Here is a 16,334-nt window from a genome sequence, read left to right as displayed (position 1 = left end):
AGCGGAGTCGTGAATCCGTCACCGACTGCCCACCCCCAGGACCACCGCGGGCGCCCGACATCCTTTCGTGTGGAGCGCTTAGTCATCGTTCAGGCTCGCCGACTAGGGTGCAGTGAGGCACTCAATCGCAGCGAGGGAGAAGCAGATGGCGGGTCGACTCGCGGTCGTCGGGGCTGGGTTGATGGGTTCCGGCATCGCCCAGGTGGCAGCGCAGGCCGGCTGGCAGGTGACGCTGCGCGACCTGGACGACGCGGCCACCACCCGAGGGCTCGGCGGCATCCGGAAGTCACTGGAGAAGTTCGCCGAGAAGGGCCGGATCGAGGCGTCCGAGGTCGAGGCGACCCTCGCCCGGATCACCCCGACCACCGAGCTGGAGGCGGCGGCGGACGCGGACATCGTGGTCGAGGCGGTCTTCGAGCGGCTGGAGATCAAGCACGAGGTGTTCCGCGCGCTGGACAAGATCTGCAAGTCGGACGCGGTGCTCGCCACCAACACCTCGGCCATCCCGGTCACCCAGATCGCCGCGGTGACCGAGCGGCCCGAGGCGGTCGTCGGCACCCACTTCTTCTCCCCGGTGCCGATGATGCAGCTCTGCGAGCTGGTTCGTGGTTACAAGACCAGCGACGCCACGCTGGACACCGCGCGGGCCTTCGCCGAGGAGATCGGCAAGACGGTGGTGGTGGTCAACCGGGACATCGCCGGCTTCGTCACGACCCGGCTGATCTCCGCCCTGGTGATGGAGGCGGTCAAGCTGGTGGAGTCCGGCGTGGTGTCCGCGGAGGACCTGGACACGGCCTGCCGGCTGGGCTTCGGGCACGCGATGGGGCCGCTGGCCACCACCGACCTGACCGGCGTGGACGTGCTGCTGCACGCCTCGAAGAACATCTACACCGACACGGCCGACGAGAAGTTCTTCCCGCCGGAGCTGCTCCAGCGGATGGTCACCGCCGGCGACCTGGGCCGCAAGACCGGCAAGGGCTTCTACACGTACTGAGCCACGGCGACCGGGGCGGGTGTCCGCCCCGGTCGACCGCTCAGCCGTCGCGCTTGGTGGTCCATCGGAAGGTGGTCAGGCAGAGCACCAGGCCGACCACGCACCACAGGCCCAGCACCAGCGCGACCCGGCCCAGCTCGAACGAGCCGCCCGGCTCCTGAGCGCCGAAGCTCTCGGGCAGGAAGACCGACCGCAGCCCTTGGCACATCCACTTGAGCGGGAACAGCGCCGCCACCTGCTGCATCCAGGTGGGCAGGTCGGTGAAGACGAAGAACACCCCGGAGATGAACTGGAGCACCAGGGCGACCGGGGTGACCACCGCCGAGCCGCTGCGGGCGGTGCGGGCCAGCGACGAGATCGCGATGCCGCAGAGCGTGCAGGCGGTCACCCCGAGCACGGCGACCCAGCCGAAGGTGAACCACTTCCCGGCCGTACCCGGCAGGTGGAGGTCGAACAGCGGCACCGCGACGGCCAGCAGCAGCGCGGTCTCGGCGATGCCGATGGCCACTACCATGATCACCTTGCCGGCGAACCAGACCCACTTCGGCATCGGCGTGCCCCGGTAGCGTTTGAGCACGCCCCGGTCCCGTTCGATCGGGATCCAGATGCCGAGGTTCTGGAAGCTCACCGTCATCAGACCGGTCGCGATCATGCCGGTGATGAAGTACTGGGTGAACTTGACCCCGCCACCGATCGTGCCGCCGAAGATCGACGCGAAGATCAGGATCATGATGATGGGGAAGCCCATCGTGAAGACCACGGACTCCCGGCTGCGCAGGAACTGGGTGATCTCCAGCCGGCCCTGGCGCAGGGCGAGCGTGCCTGCTGCCGGCCGGCGGCCGCGGCTCGCGGCGACCGGCGTCGCGGGCTTCGTCGTGGTCGTCATCGTGCGTGTCCGATCATGGTGAGGTAGACGTCCTCCAGGGTCGGCCGGGTCACGGTGAGCCCGGGGACCTCGCCGCCGTAGCGCGCGGCCAGGTCGGCCACCAGGGCCGTCGGCGTCGCGCTCTGCGCACTCTCCAGCGTCCCGTCCGGGGTACGCCAGGAGACCGTCGCGAGCGCCTCCTGCCGATTGCCCAGCCGATTCGGGGCGGCCACCTCGACCAGCCGGCCTCCGGCGATCACACCGACCCGGTCGGCGAGTGCCTCGGCCTCGTCCAGGTAGTGGGTGGTCAGCACGATGGTGGTGCCGGCGGCGGCGAGGTCGCGGATCAGCTCCCAGAACTCGCGGCGGGCCTCCGGGTCGAAGCCGGTGGTCGGCTCGTCGAGGAAGAGCAGCTCGGGGCGCCCGATGATGCCCAGTGCCACGTCCAGGCGGCGCTTCTGCCCGCCGGAGAGGGTGTGCGTACGGGCCTTCGCCTTGCCGGCCAGCCCGACCCGCTCGATCACCTTGTCCGGGTCGTCCGCGTCGGGGTAGAAGCCGGAGAAGTGTCGGAGCACCTCGGCCACGGTCAACTCGTCGAACTCGCCGGTGCCCTGGAGCACGATGCCGACGCGGGAGCGCCAGTCGGCGGCAGGATGGGCCGGGTCCGTGCCGAGCACGGTGACCTCGCCGGCGTCCCGGCGTCGGTAACCCTCCAGGATCTCCACCGTGGTGGTCTTGCCGGCGCCGTTCGGGCCGAGCAGCGCGAACACCTCGCCGCGGTGGACGTCGAGATCCACGCCCGCCACCGCGACGTTGTCGCCGTACGCCTTGCGCAGCCCTCGGACGGAGATGGCCAGCTCGTCATCCATGCCGTCCAGTGTGCGTCCTGACCCGGCCGAGCTGGTGCCCGGGGTGTGGCGGTGCGCAACACTGCGAGCGCTTCGCGCCCAGACGTCCCCGACATGGACCTGTGTGGTTTTCCACAGCCCGTTTTACTGAACGGTAACTTAAGCTCCAGCCATGGATGAGACGGCATCTTCGGGGCGTCTGCCCGAGCGGGACCGCCCGTGGGTGATGCGCACCTACGCCGGCCACTCGTCGGCCACCGCGACCAACGCCCTCTTCCGGCGCAACCTGGCAAAGGGGCAGACCGGCCTCTCGGTCGCCTTCGACCTGCCCACCCAGACCGGGTACGACCCGGACCACGAGCTGGCCACCGGTGAGGTCGGCCGAGTCGGCGTGCCGGTGGCGCACCTCGGCGACATGCGGGCGCTCTTCGACGGCCTCCCGCTCGCCGAGATGAACACCTCGATGACCATCAACGCGCCGGCGATGTGGCTGCTGGCCCTCTACGGCACCGTCGGGCTGGAGCAGGGCGCCGAGCTGGCCCGCTGCGCCGGCACCACCCAGAACGACATCGTCAAGGAGTACCTGTCCCGGGGGACGTACATCTTCCCGCCGGCGGCGTCGCTGCGGCTCACCGCGGACGTCGTGGCGTACACGCTGCGCGAGATGCCCCGGTGGAACCCGGTCAACATCTGCTCGTACCACCTCCAGGAGGCCGGTGCCACGCCCGTGCAGGAGGTCGGCTTCGCGCTGGCCACCGCCGTCGCTGTGCTCGACGCGGTCCGCGACTCCGGCCAGGTGCCGGCCGAGCGGATGGGTGACGTGGTGCAGCGGATCTCGTTCTTCGTCAACGCGGGTGTGCGCTTCGTCGAGGAGATCGCCAAGATGCGCGCGTTCGGCGTGCTCTGGGACGAGATCACCCGGGACCGGTACGCGGTCACCGAGGCCAAGCAACGACGGTTCCGCTACGGCGTGCAGGTCAACTCGCTCGGCCTCACCGAGGCGCAGCCGGAGAACAACATCCAGCGCATCGTGCTGGAGATGCTCGGCGTGACGATGTCCCGCGACGCCCGGGCCCGCGCGGTGCAACTGCCGGCCTGGAACGAGGCGCTCGGCCTGCCTCGCCCCTGGGATCAGCAGTGGTCGCTGCGGATGCAGCAGGTCCTCGCGTACGAGTCGGATCTGCTCGAATATCCGGACCTCTTCGACGGCTCGCACGTGATGACCGCGCTGGTCGACGAGATCGTCACCGGTGCCCGGGTCGAGCTGGACAAGGTGCTGGAGCTGGGCGGTGTGGTCGCCGCCGTGGAGAGCGGGTATCTCAAGAGTGCCCTCGTCGGCTCGCTGGCCGAGCGCCGCCGTCGGATGGAGTCCGGCGCCGACGTGGTGGTCGGCGTCAACCGGTACCCCGAGACCGAACCCTCTCCGCTGACCGCCACCGGTGCGAAGGCTGTCGAGCAGGTCGATCCCGCGGTCGAGGCCGCCGCCGCTGACGGCGTACACCGGTGGCGTGCCGACCGGGACGCGGCCGCCGTCGACGCGGCACTGGCCCGGCTGCGCGCGGACGCCGCGACCACCACCAACCTGATGGCGGCCACCCTGGAGTGCGTCCGGGCCGGGGTGACCACCGGCGAGTGGGCCGGCGCGCTGCGCCAGGTCTTCGGCGAGTACCGGGCACCGACCGGCCTGGCCGGCGCCACCGGCAGCGGCGGCGACCCGGGCCTCGCCGCCGTCCGCGAGCGGGTCGCCGCCACCGCCCGCGAGCTGGGCAGCGGCCGGCTGCGGCTGTTGGTCGGCAAACCTGGCCTGGACGGGCACTCCAACGGCGCGGAGCAGATCGCGGTACGCGCCCGCGACGCCGGATTCGAGGTCGTCTACCAGGGCATCCGGCTGACCGCTGGGCAGATCGTCGCCGCCGCCGTGGAGGAGGACGTCGACCTGGTCGGGCTGTCGGTGCTCTCCGGTTCGCACCTGGCCGCCGTGCCCGCCGTGCTCGACGGGCTGCGGGCCGCCGGCCGGGCGGACCTGCCGGTGGTCGTGGGAGGCATCATCCCCGCCGGTGACGCGGACACGCTCAGGGCGGCCGGGGTGGCCCGGGTCTTCACCCCGAAGGACTTCGCCCTCACCGGCATCATCGACGACCTGGTGACGGTCATCCGGAGCGCCAACGACCTGCCCTGAACCCGCTTCCGGTGGGTCAGCGGCCGGCGTAGGTCATGCAGTCGGCCAGATCGTTGTCCGGGCCGACCTTGATGGACGACGCGTGGCACTCCAACTGCTCGTTGTGCCGACAGTCGGAGCGCTGGCAGGCGCCCACCTGGGCGACCAGCCCGTCCACCCCACCCCGGATGGGCGATTCGACGAAGGTGTGGCAGTGGGCGTGATCCATGCTGCCGATCGTGATCGCGAAGGCGTGGCAGTCACCCGACTGGTTGTACGCGCACGCGGAGACCACGCATTCCTGGACTCGGGGCATCTCCAACGCTGCAGTCATGCCAACCTCCTCTAGGCTTTTGACCCGATCCTAGGCTTTTATCGCCCCCCGGGAACCCGGAATGCGCCCGCCCCGCGCGCTTGCACTGGCGTTTGCGGCCGCTGATCGACACAGCGTCGGCGATGTGGGGGCATCGGTTCGCCGGGATGCCCCCACATCGGCGATATGAAGTCGATCGTGCTCGCGGGCGGTCGAAGCGTCGGACCCCGCGCGCCGGGCACCAGGGCTCAGACGCGGAAGCCCGCGGCGCGTGCCGCTTCGCGTTCCCGGCGACGTTCGGAGCGTCGCCGAACGAACCAGAAGATGAAGACCACCAGACCGAGCAGGAAGACGAGAACCAGCACCGGCAGGATGATCGCGACCACGGAGACCACCACGCTGGTGGCGTCCTCGGCGGTGCTGGCGACCGGGGCGCCGAACCCGGCGGTGGTCGCGTTGATGACGGGGCGTGCCGCCGACTTGAGCAGGTGCACACCCAGTGCCAGCAGAACGCCGGTGACGACCGGCACCCACTGGTGCGACGAGAAGAAGCTCCCCGGGTCACTGACCGTCACCGTCTCCGACGAGGACCCGGCGCCGAAGGCCAGACCGCCGGCGGTGGGCCGGACCACGGTCTGCACCACGTCGTTGAAGTGGTCGACCACGGGCACCTTGTCCGCCACCACCTCCACGGCGAGCAGTACGGCCAGGATGACGATGACCCAGCCGTTGCCGAGCCAGTTCCAGCCGCTCGGAAGGTCGATCAGGTCGGAGTAGCGGCTGAGTAGACCGAGGATGAGCAGGGGTATGTAGGCGTTCAGGCCCGCCGAGGCGGCGAGACCGGTGCCGGTGAGGACTTCGAACACGGTCTCAGCATCGCATCGACGCGCCAGTGCCGCTCGGTGGCGACCGGCGGGTGCTCGGCTACCCTCGTCGGGTGCGGTTGGTCATTGCGAAGTGCTCGGTGGACTATGTCGGACGGCTCTCGGCTCACCTGCCGCTGGCCACCCGGTTGCTGATGGTGAAGGCGGACGGGTCGGTGTCCATTCACGCCGACGACCGGGCGTACAAGCCGTTGAACTGGATGAGCCCGCCGTGTCGGCTGGAGGAGGCCCCCGGTGTGTGGCGGGTGGTCAACAAGGCTGGCGAGGAGCTACGGATCACCCTGGAGGAGATCTTCCAGGACACCTCGTACGAGTTGGGTGTGGATCCGGGCCTGCGCAAGGACGGGGTGGAGGCGCACCTGCAGGAGTTGTTGGCCGCCAACCCTGGTGTGTTGGGTGAGGGGTTCACGCTGGTCCGCCGCGAGTACATGACGGCGATCGGCCCGGTCGACCTGCTCTGCCGGGACGCCAACTCCGCCGCGGTCGCCATCGAGGTCAAGCGGCGTGGCGACATCGACGGGGTGGAGCAGTTGACCCGCTATCTCGAGTTGATGAACCGCGACCCGCTACTCAGCCCCGTTGCCGGGGTCTTCGCCGCTCAGGAGATCAAGCCGCAGGCGCGGGTGCTCGCCACCGACCGGGGCATCCGGTGCGTGGTCGTGGACTACGACAAGCTGCGGGGCATCGAGAAGGACGAGCTGACGCTCTTCTGATCGGCCCGCTTGCTACCTCCCGTACATCACCTTGATTGCCTTGACGAGCCGGGCCACGTCGGTCGGGGTCCGCTCGAAGGTCATCGACGGCAGCAGCGAGCGGGCGCGACGACGGGTGATCGCCTTGGCGCGGCCGAACTCGCGTAGCCCGTCCTCGCCGTGGATCCGCCCGAAGCCGGAGTCGCCCACCCCGCCGAACGGCAGAGTGGACATGCCGGCGAAGGTCAGGGTGGAGTTGATGGAGGCCATGCCGGAGCGCAGCCGCCGCGCGATGGACACCGCGCGTCGTCGGCCGAAGACCGAACCGCCCAAGCCGTACGGCAGAGCGTTGGCGCGGGTGATGGCCTCGTCGGCGTCACGGACCCGGCTGATGGTCAGCGTGGGACCGAAGGTCTCCTCCCGGACGGCGGCAGACTCCTCCGGGACGTCCACGAGCACGGTCGGATGGACGTACGGCGGCTGCACCGCGCTCGGGCCGCCGAGCACGGCACGCCCGCCGGAGGCGATTGCGGCGTCGATGTGCCCGCGGATCACGTCGAGTTGTCGGGGCATGGTGATCGGGCCGATGTCACTGCCCTCCGCACCGACGGTCAGCTGACCGGCGCGGGCCACCACCTTGTCGACGAAGGTGTCGAAGACCGAATCGACGGCGTACACCCGCTCGATGCCGATGCAGGTCTGGCCCGCGTTGGTCATGCCGCCCCAGACGCACGCCTCGGCGGCGGCGTCCAGGTCGGCGTCGCTGTCGACGATCATCGCGTCCTTGCCGCCGCCCTCGATCAGCACCGGGGTCAGTGTCTCGGCGCAGGCGGCCATCACCTTCCTGGCGGTGGCGGTCGAGCCGGTGAAGGCCACCTTGTCGACCCCGGAGCGGCACAGGGCGGCGCCAACGTCGCCCAGGCCGTGCACGGCGGTGAACACCGGCTGCTCGGGCACCACCTCGGCGAAGCTGTCCACCAGCCACTGGCCGGCGGCGGGCGTGTATTCGCTCGGCTTGAGCACCACGCCGTTACCGGCGGCCAGCGCGTACGCGGCGGAACCGATCGGCGTGAAGACCGGATAGTTCCACGGCCCGATCACGCCGACCACGCCGTGCGGCTGGTATTCGAGGTGCCCGGAGAACTCGGCGAGGATGAGCCGGGACCGCACCCGACGCGGGCCGAGCACGCGGCTGGCGTTGCGGGCGGCCCAGTCGACGTGCTCGATCGCGGTGACGATCTCGACGATGGCGTCGGCGATCGGCTTGCCGCCCTCGACGTGCACCACCTCGGCCAACTGCTCGATCCGCTTGGCGAGCAGGGCGCGCCACTGCAGCATCCGTTCGCGGCGGCCGGTGAAGCCGAGACCGGCCCACCACTCGCCGGAGGCGCGGGCGCGGTCGACGGCCCCCCGCACGTCGGCGTCGGTGGCGACCGGAAAGCGGCCTGCCTCAGCGCCGGTGGCCGGGCTCGTGGAGATCAACCGACCCGCCTCGATGACCGGGAGACCCGGGACATGCACAGCCGTCATGGCGGAAGTCTAGACCCGAGGATTACTCACCGGTAGGTCCTCGATCCCGGGTGGCGGGACCGGCGTCACGTGGCCTCGCTCGATCGTTGATCAGTGCAGCTCAGGGCATCGATGACAGAGGTAGCCCGTCCGAATCGTCGAACCGTGGATGGTCGGGAGGTCACGAGGAGCTGACCGCGCGGTCGGTACTGATGATTACCGTCTGGTGGCAGGCTGACGCGCGGAGTAACGGTGTGGGGTGGAGGGCAGACTGTCCATGGAGGAACATCCGGAGCTTTTACCGCTGTTGACCGTCGCGGGCGGGCCGATGCGCGGGGCGAGTTTTCGACTGCGAGTCGAACCGCAAGTGATCGGCCGGGCACCGACCGGCCACGTTGTCATCGGTGACCCGCATCTGAGCCGTCGCCACGCGGAGGTGTGGCTGGCCCCCGAGGGCCCGTCGCTGCGGGACCTCGGCTCGACCAACGGCACCTGGCTCAACGATCGCCGAATCACCGAGTTGGAACGTCTCTCCGACGGTGACGTGATCCGGCTCGGCCGCACCGAGCTGCGCCTGTTCGACCCAGGGGTGGCGCACACCGATCCGGTGGGGCTCAGCTTCGGCCCGCCCCGGCGGGACGTCCGACCGACACTTCCGCTGCCGTTGGCCGTGCCTCCGGGCGCCCGCCGCTGAGTGTCGGAGGGGTCCGTGTCATCGCCTCGCGACGACAAGGGCGCTTCCGGCACCTGACCGCACGCCGACCCGGGCGTGGCCCACACCTGTGCCGCGCCCGGGATGGCTGTCGGACACCTGGACCGGCGGAGGCGGGCGTGGCAGCATGCCGCGGATGGAAACCGAGCAGCGGACCGTGACGGCGAACGGCATCACCCAGGCGGTACGGGTGGCCGGCCCGCCGGACGGCACCCCGGTGCTGCTGATCCACGGCAACTGCTCGTCCGCGCCGTTCTGGGAGCCGCTGATCCGGCGCCTGCCGCCGACGCTGCGGGTGGTCGCCCCCGATCTGCGGGGGTACGGCGACTCCGCGACGGCACCGGTCGACGCCAGGCGGGGCCTGCGGGACTTCGCCGACGACGTGGCCGCCCTGCTGGACGACCCGACGCTCTTCGGCGTCAGCAACGCCCGCCCGGTGGTGGTCGGGCACTCCCTCGGCGGCGGAGTGGCGATGCAACTGCTGGTCGACCACCCGCACCGGGTGAACGCGGTGCTGCTCGCGGCACCGGTCTCCCCGTACGGCTTCGGTGGCACCCGCGACCTGACCGGCACGCCGACCACCCCCGACTTCGCCGGCACCGGCGCCGGCACGGCGAACCCGGACTTCGTCGCCCGGCTCGCGGCCGGCGATCGGAGCGCGGACGCCCCGGCCAGCCCGCGCGCCGTCCTGCGAGCCACCTATGTGGCCGATCCCGCCTCGCTGGGCACCGACGAGGATCTGCTGCTGGACACTGTGCTCTCCACCGCCACCGGGGACGACAACTACCCGGGCACGGCGGTGCCCTCGGAGAACTGGCCGGGCACCGCGCCGGGCGAGCGCGGGGTGCTCAACGCCCTTGCGCCGACCCACTTCCGGCTCGCCGACGAGCTGGTGGCCGTCGCCGACAAACCTCCGGTCACCTGGGTACGCGGCGACGCCGACGTCATCGTCTCGGACACCTCGCTGTTCGACCTGGCGTACCTGGGTTCCCTCGGTCTCGTTCCCGGCTGGCCCGGCGAGGAGTCCTGCCCACCGCAGCCGATGATCGGCCAGACCCGCGCGGTGCTGGAGAGGTACGCGGCGGCCGGCGGCGCGTACCACGAGGTGGTGCTGCCCGGCTGCGGTCACAGCCCGCACCTGGAGCGCCCGGCGGAGTTCGTCGCGGAGCTGCTGGCACTGACCACCGTGCCCGCCGCCTAGCACCCCCGCGTCGCCCGCCGCCTAGCACCTCCCGCGTCGCCCGCCGCCTAGCGGCCCTGCGTCGTCGTGGGTGAAATTAGCCACGGCGTCTCGACAACCGAACGTCACGTGGCAGACTCGCGCGCATAACCTAATCGGCCGTTCAGGGGCCGGGCGGAGTGTCTGGGGAGGCCGGTCGTGGCGCGCGAGTTCAGCACCGTGGGTGTGGTGGGGCTGGGCACCATGGGTGCCGGCATCGTCGAGGTCTTCGCCCGCAACGGCATCGACGTGGTGGCGGTCGAGATCTCCGAGCCGGCGCTGGAGCGCGGTCGGGCCACCCTCACCCGCTCCACCGACCGGGCGGTCGCGAAGGGCAAACTCGCCGCGGCCGACCGCGACGCCCTGCACGAGCGGGTGCACTTCGCGGCCGGGCTGGACGCGCTGCACTCCGTCGATCTGGTCATCGAGGCGGTGCCCGAGCACCTGGACCTCAAACAGCGGATCTTCGCCGAGTTGGACCGCATCTGCCGGCCGGAGACCATCCTCGCCACCAACACCTCGTCGCTGAGCGTCACCGAGATCTCGGTGGCCACCACCCGGCCCAACCAGGTGATCGGCATCCACTTCTTCAACCCGGCTCCCGTGATGAAGCTGGTCGAGGTGGTCCGCACGGTCGTCACCGCACCCGAGGTGGTCGCCGACGTCGAGGCGCTCTGCGCCCGGCTCGGCAAGGTCGACGTCACCATCAACGACCGGGCCGGCTTCATCGCCAACGCGTTGCTCTTCGGCTACCTCAACCACGCGGTCGGCATGTTCGAGTCGCACTACGCGACCCGGGAGGACATCGACGCCGCGATGAAGCTCGGTTGCGGCCTGCCGATGGGCCCACTGGCACTGATGGATCTGATCGGTCTGGACACCGCGTACGAGATTCTGGACACCATGTACCGGCGCGGCGGGCGGGACCGCAGGCACGCCCCGGTGCCGCTGCTCAAGCAGATGGTGACGGCGGGTCTGCTCGGTCGGAAGTCCGGACGGGGCTTCTACACCTACGAGCGGCCCGGCTCGCCGGTGGTCGTACCGGACGAGGCGACGCCGCTGACGACGGAGGCCGGGCTCGGCGACGGCGCGCGCGCCATCGCCAAGGTCGGCGTGGTGGGCTCCGGGACGATGGCCACCGGGATCATCGAGGTCTTCGCGAAGGCCGGCTACGAGGTCGTCTCGGTGACCCGGGGCATGGAGAAGTCCGCGACGGTCTGCGAGGCGGTCAAGACCTCGCTCAACAAGGGCGTGGTGCGCGGCAAGCTCACCGAGGCCGACCGGGACGCGGCGCTGGGCCGGATCAGCTGGTCGGCCACGCTCGACCACCTCGCCGACGTCGACCTCGTGGTCGAGGCCGTGGTCGAGGAATTGAGCGTGAAGAAGGCGCTCTTCGCGAGCCTCGACGAGATCTGCAAGCCGGGCGTGGTGCTGGCCACCACGACCTCCTCGCTGCCGGTGATCGACGTGGCGATGGCCACCCACCGGCCGGCCGACGTGGTGGGGCTGCACTTCTTCAACCCGGCGCCGGTCATGCCGCTGGTCGAGGTGGTCCGCACCATCCGCACCTCCCCGGAGGCCACCGCCACCGCCCGTGCGGTCTGCGCCGCGCTCGGCAAGACCGCCGTGGTCTGCGGCGACCGGTCCGGGTTCATCGTGAACGCGCTGCTCTTCCCGTACCTCAACGACGCGGTCAAGATGCTGGAGGCCAGCTACTCCACGGCCGACGACATCGACCACGCGATGAAGCTGGGCTGCGGCTACCCGATGGGCCCCTTCGAGTTGCTCGACGTCGTCGGGCTGGACGTCGCGCTGGCGATTCAGCGCGAGCTGTACCTGGAGTTGCGCGAGCCGGGCTTCGCGCCCGCGCCGCTGCTGGAGCACCTGGTCACCGCCGGCTACCTGGGCCGCAAGACCCGCCGCGGCTTCCGCGACCACTCGCACCGCTGACCGGGTCAACGCCGGAGGGTGCCCACTGCGTCTGCAGGGTGTGACCTTCGAGGAGTACGTCAGCAGCCGGGGCCCGGCGCTGGTCCGGCTCGCCCGGTTGCTGACCGGTGACGAGCACCGGGCCGAGGACCTCACCCAGGAGGTGCTGTCCCAGGCGTACGTGCAGTGGCGCAAGATCGCCCGCGCCGACCGGCCCGACGTGTACGTGCGCCGGATGCTGGTCAACGCCAACAACTCCTGGTGGCGCCGCCGATCGAGCCGCGAGCTGGTCGTCGACACCTTCGCCGAACGGGCGCACCGCGGCGACCTCGGCGGCGAAGCGGCCGACCGGGACGAGATGTGGCGCCTGATCCTCGGCCTGCCCGACCGCCAGCGGGCGGTGCTGGTGCTGCGCTACTACGAGGACCTCGACGACGCGACGATCGCCCAGATCCTGGACTGCTCGCCGGTCACCGTCCGCACTCACGCGATGCGGGCGCTCGCCAACCTCCGGGAGCGCTGCGGTGCCCCGGCCACGAACGGGAGCCGACCGTGAACGACCTCGACCAGCGGATCGATCAGACGCTGCGCGAGCGCGCCGAGGGCAGCGTGGACACCGACCGGCTGCTGACTGTCGCGGTGTCCCAGGGCCGCGCCCGGATCCGTCGTCGACGCACCGTCGCTGGCATCGTGCTCGGGGTGGTGGCGGTGCTCGGCGCGGGCGCGGCCATCGGTCCGGTGAAACTGCCCGAATCCGGTCCGGGCGTCGTACTGCCCGGGCCGGGCCTGCCGGCTGACCCCGTGGTGCGCGTGCTGCCGCCCCGGGCCGACGGCGTACCGGGTGCGGCCGCCCGGCCCGACCGGGTCGGCGCCGACCCCGACGTGCTGCACTTCGGGTTCGCCCCGGACGGGCCCCGCTACCTCTCCTGGTCGGTGCAGAGCGGCGTGGAGATGGCACGGCTCGACGTCGGTGGACGCACCGTCACCCTGGAGTTGGCCGCGTCCGCCGACGCGCTGCCCAGGCGCGCCCAGGGCCTGCCGGCGCTGGTGCCGGAGCTGGTCAAGGACGGCGTCTTCGACGGATCGGTGTCGCACGCCGAGGGGCCCTACGGCGTCATGGTCTGGCTGCGGCACTGGCAACCCGCACCCGGGGTGTACGCGCGGGCCAGCGTCAACGGTGCGGATGAGCGGGACCTGTTCGACGTGGCCGCCGCGCTGCGGCTCGACCAGGCGCACCGCTGCGGAGGCCCGCTGCGGCTCACCGCGCTGCCGGCGGGCACCCAGATCAGCAGGTGCGAGGTGACGGTGGCACCGTTCCCGGCGGCGTTCGGGGTGCAGATGGTGGTCTCCGGCCCGACCCCCGGCGGCATTCAGGTCGAACTGCAGTACGCGACCAGCATCACCGACAGTCGCACCGGGGGAAACCGGACGATCGGCGGCAAACTGGCCCTGATCGATTCCCAGAGTGGGAAGTTCGAGCTGCTCGGCTTCCCCAAGGCACACTTGACCGCCGACTTCGGCTGGCCGGTCCAGGGGTACACCGAGGACGACGCGGCAGTCGTGCTGGGCGGGGCGCAGGTCGCCGAGCACCTGGACCAGCCCACGACCTGGTGACCGCCCTCGGGCCGTCCGCCTCGACGGACCGTACGCTTGGTGACTGTGAGCCCCCGTCGCAATCGCCCTCGCCGGGACGACAACGCCAACCTGGACGACGACCGGGTCCGGCAGGGTGTCGCCTCGGTGCAGCAGTGGACCGACGGCGCCTGGCAGGTACGCGGGATCGGCGCGGGCGCGTCGGTCAAGACGTACCGCTGCCCCGGCTGTGACCAGGAGATCCGGCCCGGGGTGGCGCACCTGGTGGCCTGGCCGGCGGACGGCCTGGGTGACCTGACCGACCGGCGGCACTGGCACAGCGGCTGTTGGCGAGCCCGGGACCGGCGCGGCCCGGCGGTGCAGCGCGGCCGGGGCACTCCGCGCTACTGAGCTCCCGACCGGAGCGCCTCGGCTCGACGATCCGCCCGGGCGCCCCCGCGCCACGGCTTAGCGACCTGGATCACCCTGTTCGTGCCTGGGCGGGCGGCGGCGGTGAGTTCGCGACAGACTTGTGCGGTGAGCACAGCGATCCGCGCGTCGTCGATCCTCCCCGGCCGCCGGGAGGACATCGAGCTGCACACCGCCGACGGTCTGCGGCTGGTCGGCGAGCTGGCCCTGCCGGCCGACCGGCCGCCGGTGGCCACCCTGGTCTGCCTGCACCCGCTGCCCACGCACGGCGGAATGATGGACAGCCACGTCTTCCGTAAGGCGGCCTGGCGGCTGCCGGCGCTGGCCGACCTGGCCGTGCTGCGGTTCAACACCCGGGGCACCAGCAGCCTGCGCGGCACCAGCGAGGGAACGTTCGACGGCGCGGTGGGGGAGCGGTACGACGTGGCCGCCGCCATCGAGTACGCGGAGTTCGCCGAGCTGCCCAGCATCTGGCTCGTCGGCTGGTCGTTCGGCACCGACCTGGCCCTGAAGTACGGCTGTGACCCGGCGGTCGCCGGGGCGATCCTGCTCTCCCCGCCGTTGCGTTTCTCGGCCCCTGCGGACCTGGACACCTGGGCCGGTTCCGGGCGGCCGTTGACGGCGCTGGTGCCGGAGTTCGACGACTACCTGCGTCCGACCGAGGCGCGGGAGCGGTTCGCCGCGGTGCCGCAGGCCGAGGTGGTCGGGGTGCCGGGTGCCAAGCACCTCTGGGTGGGTGACGCGGAGACGGTGCTCGACGAGATCGTCCGGCGGGTCAATCCGGCCGTCGAGGTGCCGCTGCCGACGACCTGGGACGGCCCGATGGAGGCCGGCGACGTCAGCGCGTACGCCGACCGGACGGTGGCCTCGTTCGCCGACACGCCCGTCCCGGGCCCGTTGGCGAACAAGGCCGACTGACCCGCGGGCCGCGGGTCAGCGGATCTCCTGGCGCGGCAGCACCACCTCGCGCAGGATCAGTTGCAGTGCGGCCACCGTGGGGATGGCGATCAGCGCGCCCACCACGCCCAGCAGGGCCACCCCGAGCAGCGCGGCCAGCAGGGCGGCCACCTCGTTGACCTCCACCGAGCGCCGCATCACCTTCGGGTAGATCAGATAGTTCTCCACCTGCTGGTAGATGAGGAAGAAGACCGCGCAGGCGATGCCGGTGGGCAGGTTGTCGGCGAAGCCGACCAGACTCACGATCACCGCACCCAGGGTGGCGCCGATCTGCGGAATCAGGTCGGTCACCGCGACAACCACGGCGAGCGCGAACGGGTACGGCAGCCCGACGATCAGCGCGAAGACGAAGGTCGTCGCGCCGGCCAGCACCGCGATGCTCAGCGCGCCGACCATGTAGGCGCCGACTTTGGCCAGGATCTCATCGCCGATCAGTTGCACCCGCTCCCGGCGCGACCGGGGCACGAGCGAGTAGCCCAGGGCGCGCAGCCGGTTGAAGTACGCCAGGAAGTAGATGGTCAGCACCAGCACGGTCAGCGCCCGGAACACCGTGCCGAAGATCAGTTGGGCGCCGCCCAGTACACCACCGAGCGCCCGGCCGATCGTGTCGGCGTTGGCCGCGTTCTGCACCCGCTCCACCACGTCGTAGCGCTCCACCAGGTCATTGACCGTCGGATTGCGGCGCAACTCCTCGACGTAGCTGGGCAACTGCTCGATGAACTGCCCCGACTGCGTGACGATCGGCGGGACCAGCGCCACCACGCCGCCGCAGAGCAGCAGCACCACGGTCAACGCGACCGCCGCCACCGCCAGGCCGTGCGGCACGCCCCAGCGGCGTAGCCGCACCACCGCCGGGTTGAGGCCGACCGCGAGGAAGAGCGCGATCACCACCAACACCAGGATGCCGCCGGCGTTGCGAATCCCCTGATAGAGGGTGTACGCCAGCAGCACACCCAGGGCGCCGGTGAAACCGATCAGGAAGCTGCTGCGGCGCAGCGGCCGCCCCGGCGTGCCGAACTTGCCGGACGGGACCGCCGGCGGCTCGTCCGGGTCGATCCCCGGAGCGGGGACCGGCACCGGAGGCGGCACCTCGGCCGGCGCGGCCGGTGGGGGATTGCGAGTCACGTCCGGGTCGTCGCCCGACGGGCTGTGCTGCGGCACCAGAACCTCCCGGGTCTGCTTGGGGTCGGCCCCCGGCACATCCCCCGAAACCTGTTATACCTGTGAGTCATCAATATGACTCACAGGTATGT

16 protein-coding genes are annotated in these 16,334 nt (G+C 71.1%); 10 read left to right on the top strand and 6 right to left on the bottom strand.

Features of this window, described 5'->3' with window-relative positions:
• Nucleotides 1–145 precede the first annotated feature (145 nt).
• A complete protein-coding gene (locus tag HNR20_RS08870; RefSeq protein ID WP_184178078.1) occupies nt 146–994 on the top strand; it encodes a 3-hydroxyacyl-CoA dehydrogenase family protein in 849 nt (282 codons plus the stop codon).
• Nucleotides 995–1,034: 40 nt separating this feature from the next.
• On the opposite strand, the gene HNR20_RS08865 is transcribed toward HNR20_RS08870, so the two are convergent.
• Both HNR20_RS08865 and HNR20_RS08860 read right to left on the bottom strand, forming a co-directional pair.
• Nucleotides 1,035–1,880: an ABC transporter permease gene (locus HNR20_RS08865; RefSeq protein ID WP_184178076.1), complete on the bottom strand. Its 846-nt coding sequence runs from the start codon at nt 1,878–1,880 to the stop codon at nt 1,035–1,037.
• Nucleotides 1,877–2,728, bottom strand: a complete 852-nt coding sequence (locus HNR20_RS08860) for an ABC transporter ATP-binding protein (RefSeq protein ID WP_184178074.1) — start codon at nt 2,726–2,728, stop codon at nt 1,877–1,879. The genes HNR20_RS08865 and HNR20_RS08860 overlap by 4 nt, the downstream gene beginning before the upstream one ends.
• A gap of 151 nt (nt 2,729–2,879) precedes the next feature.
• On the opposite strand from HNR20_RS08860, the gene HNR20_RS08855 reads away from it, so the two are divergent.
• Complete coding sequence (locus tag HNR20_RS08855; RefSeq protein WP_184178072.1) at nt 2,880–4,886, top strand: ethylmalonyl-CoA mutase; 2,007 nt, start codon at nt 2,880–2,882, stop codon at nt 4,884–4,886.
• 16 nt (nt 4,887–4,902) lie between these two features.
• On the opposite strand, the gene HNR20_RS08850 is transcribed toward HNR20_RS08855, so the two are convergent.
• Both HNR20_RS08850 and HNR20_RS08845 read right to left on the bottom strand, forming a co-directional pair.
• Nucleotides 4,903–5,199, bottom strand: coding sequence for a DUF1540 domain-containing protein (locus HNR20_RS08850; RefSeq protein WP_184178070.1), 297 nt, complete (start codon nt 5,197–5,199; stop codon nt 4,903–4,905).
• A 227-nt stretch (nt 5,200–5,426) separates the two neighbouring features.
• Complete coding sequence (locus tag HNR20_RS08845) at nt 5,427–6,044, bottom strand: DUF4126 domain-containing protein (RefSeq protein ID WP_184178069.1); 618 nt, start codon at nt 6,042–6,044, stop codon at nt 5,427–5,429.
• Nucleotides 6,045–6,115: 71 nt separating this feature from the next.
• Between HNR20_RS08845 and nucS the strand changes: the two genes are divergently transcribed.
• Nucleotides 6,116–6,775: an endonuclease NucS gene (gene nucS, locus HNR20_RS08840; protein WP_184178063.1), complete on the top strand. Its 660-nt coding sequence runs from the start codon at nt 6,116–6,118 to the stop codon at nt 6,773–6,775.
• A gap of 12 nt (nt 6,776–6,787) precedes the next feature.
• On the opposite strand, the gene HNR20_RS08835 is transcribed toward nucS, so the two are convergent.
• On the bottom strand, nt 6,788–8,284 hold the full coding sequence (locus HNR20_RS08835; protein WP_184178060.1) for an aldehyde dehydrogenase family protein: 1,497 nt from the start codon (nt 8,282–8,284) through the stop codon (nt 6,788–6,790).
• A gap of 256 nt (nt 8,285–8,540) precedes the next feature.
• Between HNR20_RS08835 and HNR20_RS08830 the strand changes: the two genes are divergently transcribed.
• From HNR20_RS08830 to HNR20_RS08800, 7 genes are all read left to right on the top strand, one after another.
• Nucleotides 8,541–8,957 (top strand): FHA domain-containing protein, encoded by a 417-nt coding sequence (locus HNR20_RS08830; RefSeq protein WP_184178059.1) that lies wholly within the window; start codon nt 8,541–8,543, stop codon nt 8,955–8,957.
• A 145-nt stretch (nt 8,958–9,102) separates the two neighbouring features.
• Nucleotides 9,103–10,176 carry an alpha/beta hydrolase gene (locus HNR20_RS08825; protein WP_373290992.1) on the top strand — a complete coding sequence of 358 codons (1,074 nt, stop codon included), beginning with the start codon at nt 9,103–9,105 and terminating at the stop codon, nt 10,174–10,176.
• Nucleotides 10,177–10,353: 177 nt separating this feature from the next.
• Nucleotides 10,354–12,144 carry a 3-hydroxyacyl-CoA dehydrogenase family protein gene (locus tag HNR20_RS08820; protein ID WP_184178057.1) on the top strand — a complete coding sequence of 597 codons (1,791 nt, stop codon included), beginning with the start codon at nt 10,354–10,356 and terminating at the stop codon, nt 12,142–12,144.
• A gap of 40 nt (nt 12,145–12,184) precedes the next feature.
• Complete coding sequence (locus HNR20_RS08815) at nt 12,185–12,679, top strand: SigE family RNA polymerase sigma factor (RefSeq protein ID WP_184178056.1); 495 nt, start codon at nt 12,185–12,187, stop codon at nt 12,677–12,679.
• Nucleotides 12,676–13,737, top strand: coding sequence for a hypothetical protein (locus tag HNR20_RS08810; protein WP_184178055.1), 1,062 nt, complete (start codon nt 12,676–12,678; stop codon nt 13,735–13,737). Before HNR20_RS08815 ends, HNR20_RS08810 begins: the two co-directional genes overlap by 4 nt.
• 45 nt (nt 13,738–13,782) lie before the next feature.
• Nucleotides 13,783–14,106: an Rv1322 family protein gene (locus HNR20_RS08805; RefSeq protein WP_229687109.1), complete on the top strand. Its 324-nt coding sequence runs from the start codon at nt 13,783–13,785 to the stop codon at nt 14,104–14,106.
• 126 nt (nt 14,107–14,232) lie between these two features.
• The gene (locus tag HNR20_RS08800) at nt 14,233–15,042 is read left to right on the top strand and encodes an alpha/beta hydrolase (protein ID WP_184178053.1); all 810 of its coding nucleotides are present in this window, start codon (nt 14,233–14,235) and stop codon (nt 15,040–15,042) included.
• Nucleotides 15,043–15,057: 15 nt separating this feature from the next.
• Here HNR20_RS08800 and HNR20_RS08795 read toward each other — a convergent pair whose 3' ends face one another.
• The gene (locus HNR20_RS08795; protein WP_373290990.1) at nt 15,058–16,242 is read right to left on the bottom strand and encodes an AI-2E family transporter; all 1,185 of its coding nucleotides are present in this window, start codon (nt 16,240–16,242) and stop codon (nt 15,058–15,060) included.
• Between the last annotated feature and the right edge of the window lie 92 nt (nt 16,243–16,334).

This window comes from Micromonospora parathelypteridis, assembly GCF_014201145.1.
Taxonomy (GTDB): domain Bacteria; phylum Actinomycetota; class Actinomycetes; order Mycobacteriales; family Micromonosporaceae; genus Micromonospora; species Micromonospora parathelypteridis.
This window is presented reverse-complemented; position numbering and strand designations above follow the sequence as displayed.

Coding starts and splice junctions, on each gene's coding strand:
- HNR20_RS08825 (WP_373290992.1), top strand. CDS start 9,103: ATGCCGCGGATGGAAACCGAGCAGCGGACCGTGACGGCGAACGGCATC.
- HNR20_RS08850 (WP_184178070.1), bottom strand. CDS start 5,199: ATGACTGCAGCGTTGGAGATGCCCCGAGTCCAGGAATGCGTGGTCTCC.
- HNR20_RS08860 (WP_184178074.1), bottom strand. CDS start 2,728: ATGGATGACGAGCTGGCCATCTCCGTCCGAGGGCTGCGCAAGGCGTAC.
- HNR20_RS08870 (WP_184178078.1), top strand. CDS start 146: ATGGCGGGTCGACTCGCGGTCGTCGGGGCTGGGTTGATGGGTTCCGGC.
- HNR20_RS08835 (WP_184178060.1), bottom strand. CDS start 8,284: ATGACGGCTGTGCATGTCCCGGGTCTCCCGGTCATCGAGGCGGGTCGG.
- HNR20_RS08830 (WP_184178059.1), top strand. CDS start 8,541: ATGGAGGAACATCCGGAGCTTTTACCGCTGTTGACCGTCGCGGGCGGG.
- HNR20_RS08855 (WP_184178072.1), top strand. CDS start 2,880: ATGGATGAGACGGCATCTTCGGGGCGTCTGCCCGAGCGGGACCGCCCG.
- HNR20_RS08865 (WP_184178076.1), bottom strand. CDS start 1,880: ATGACGACCACGACGAAGCCCGCGACGCCGGTCGCCGCGAGCCGCGGC.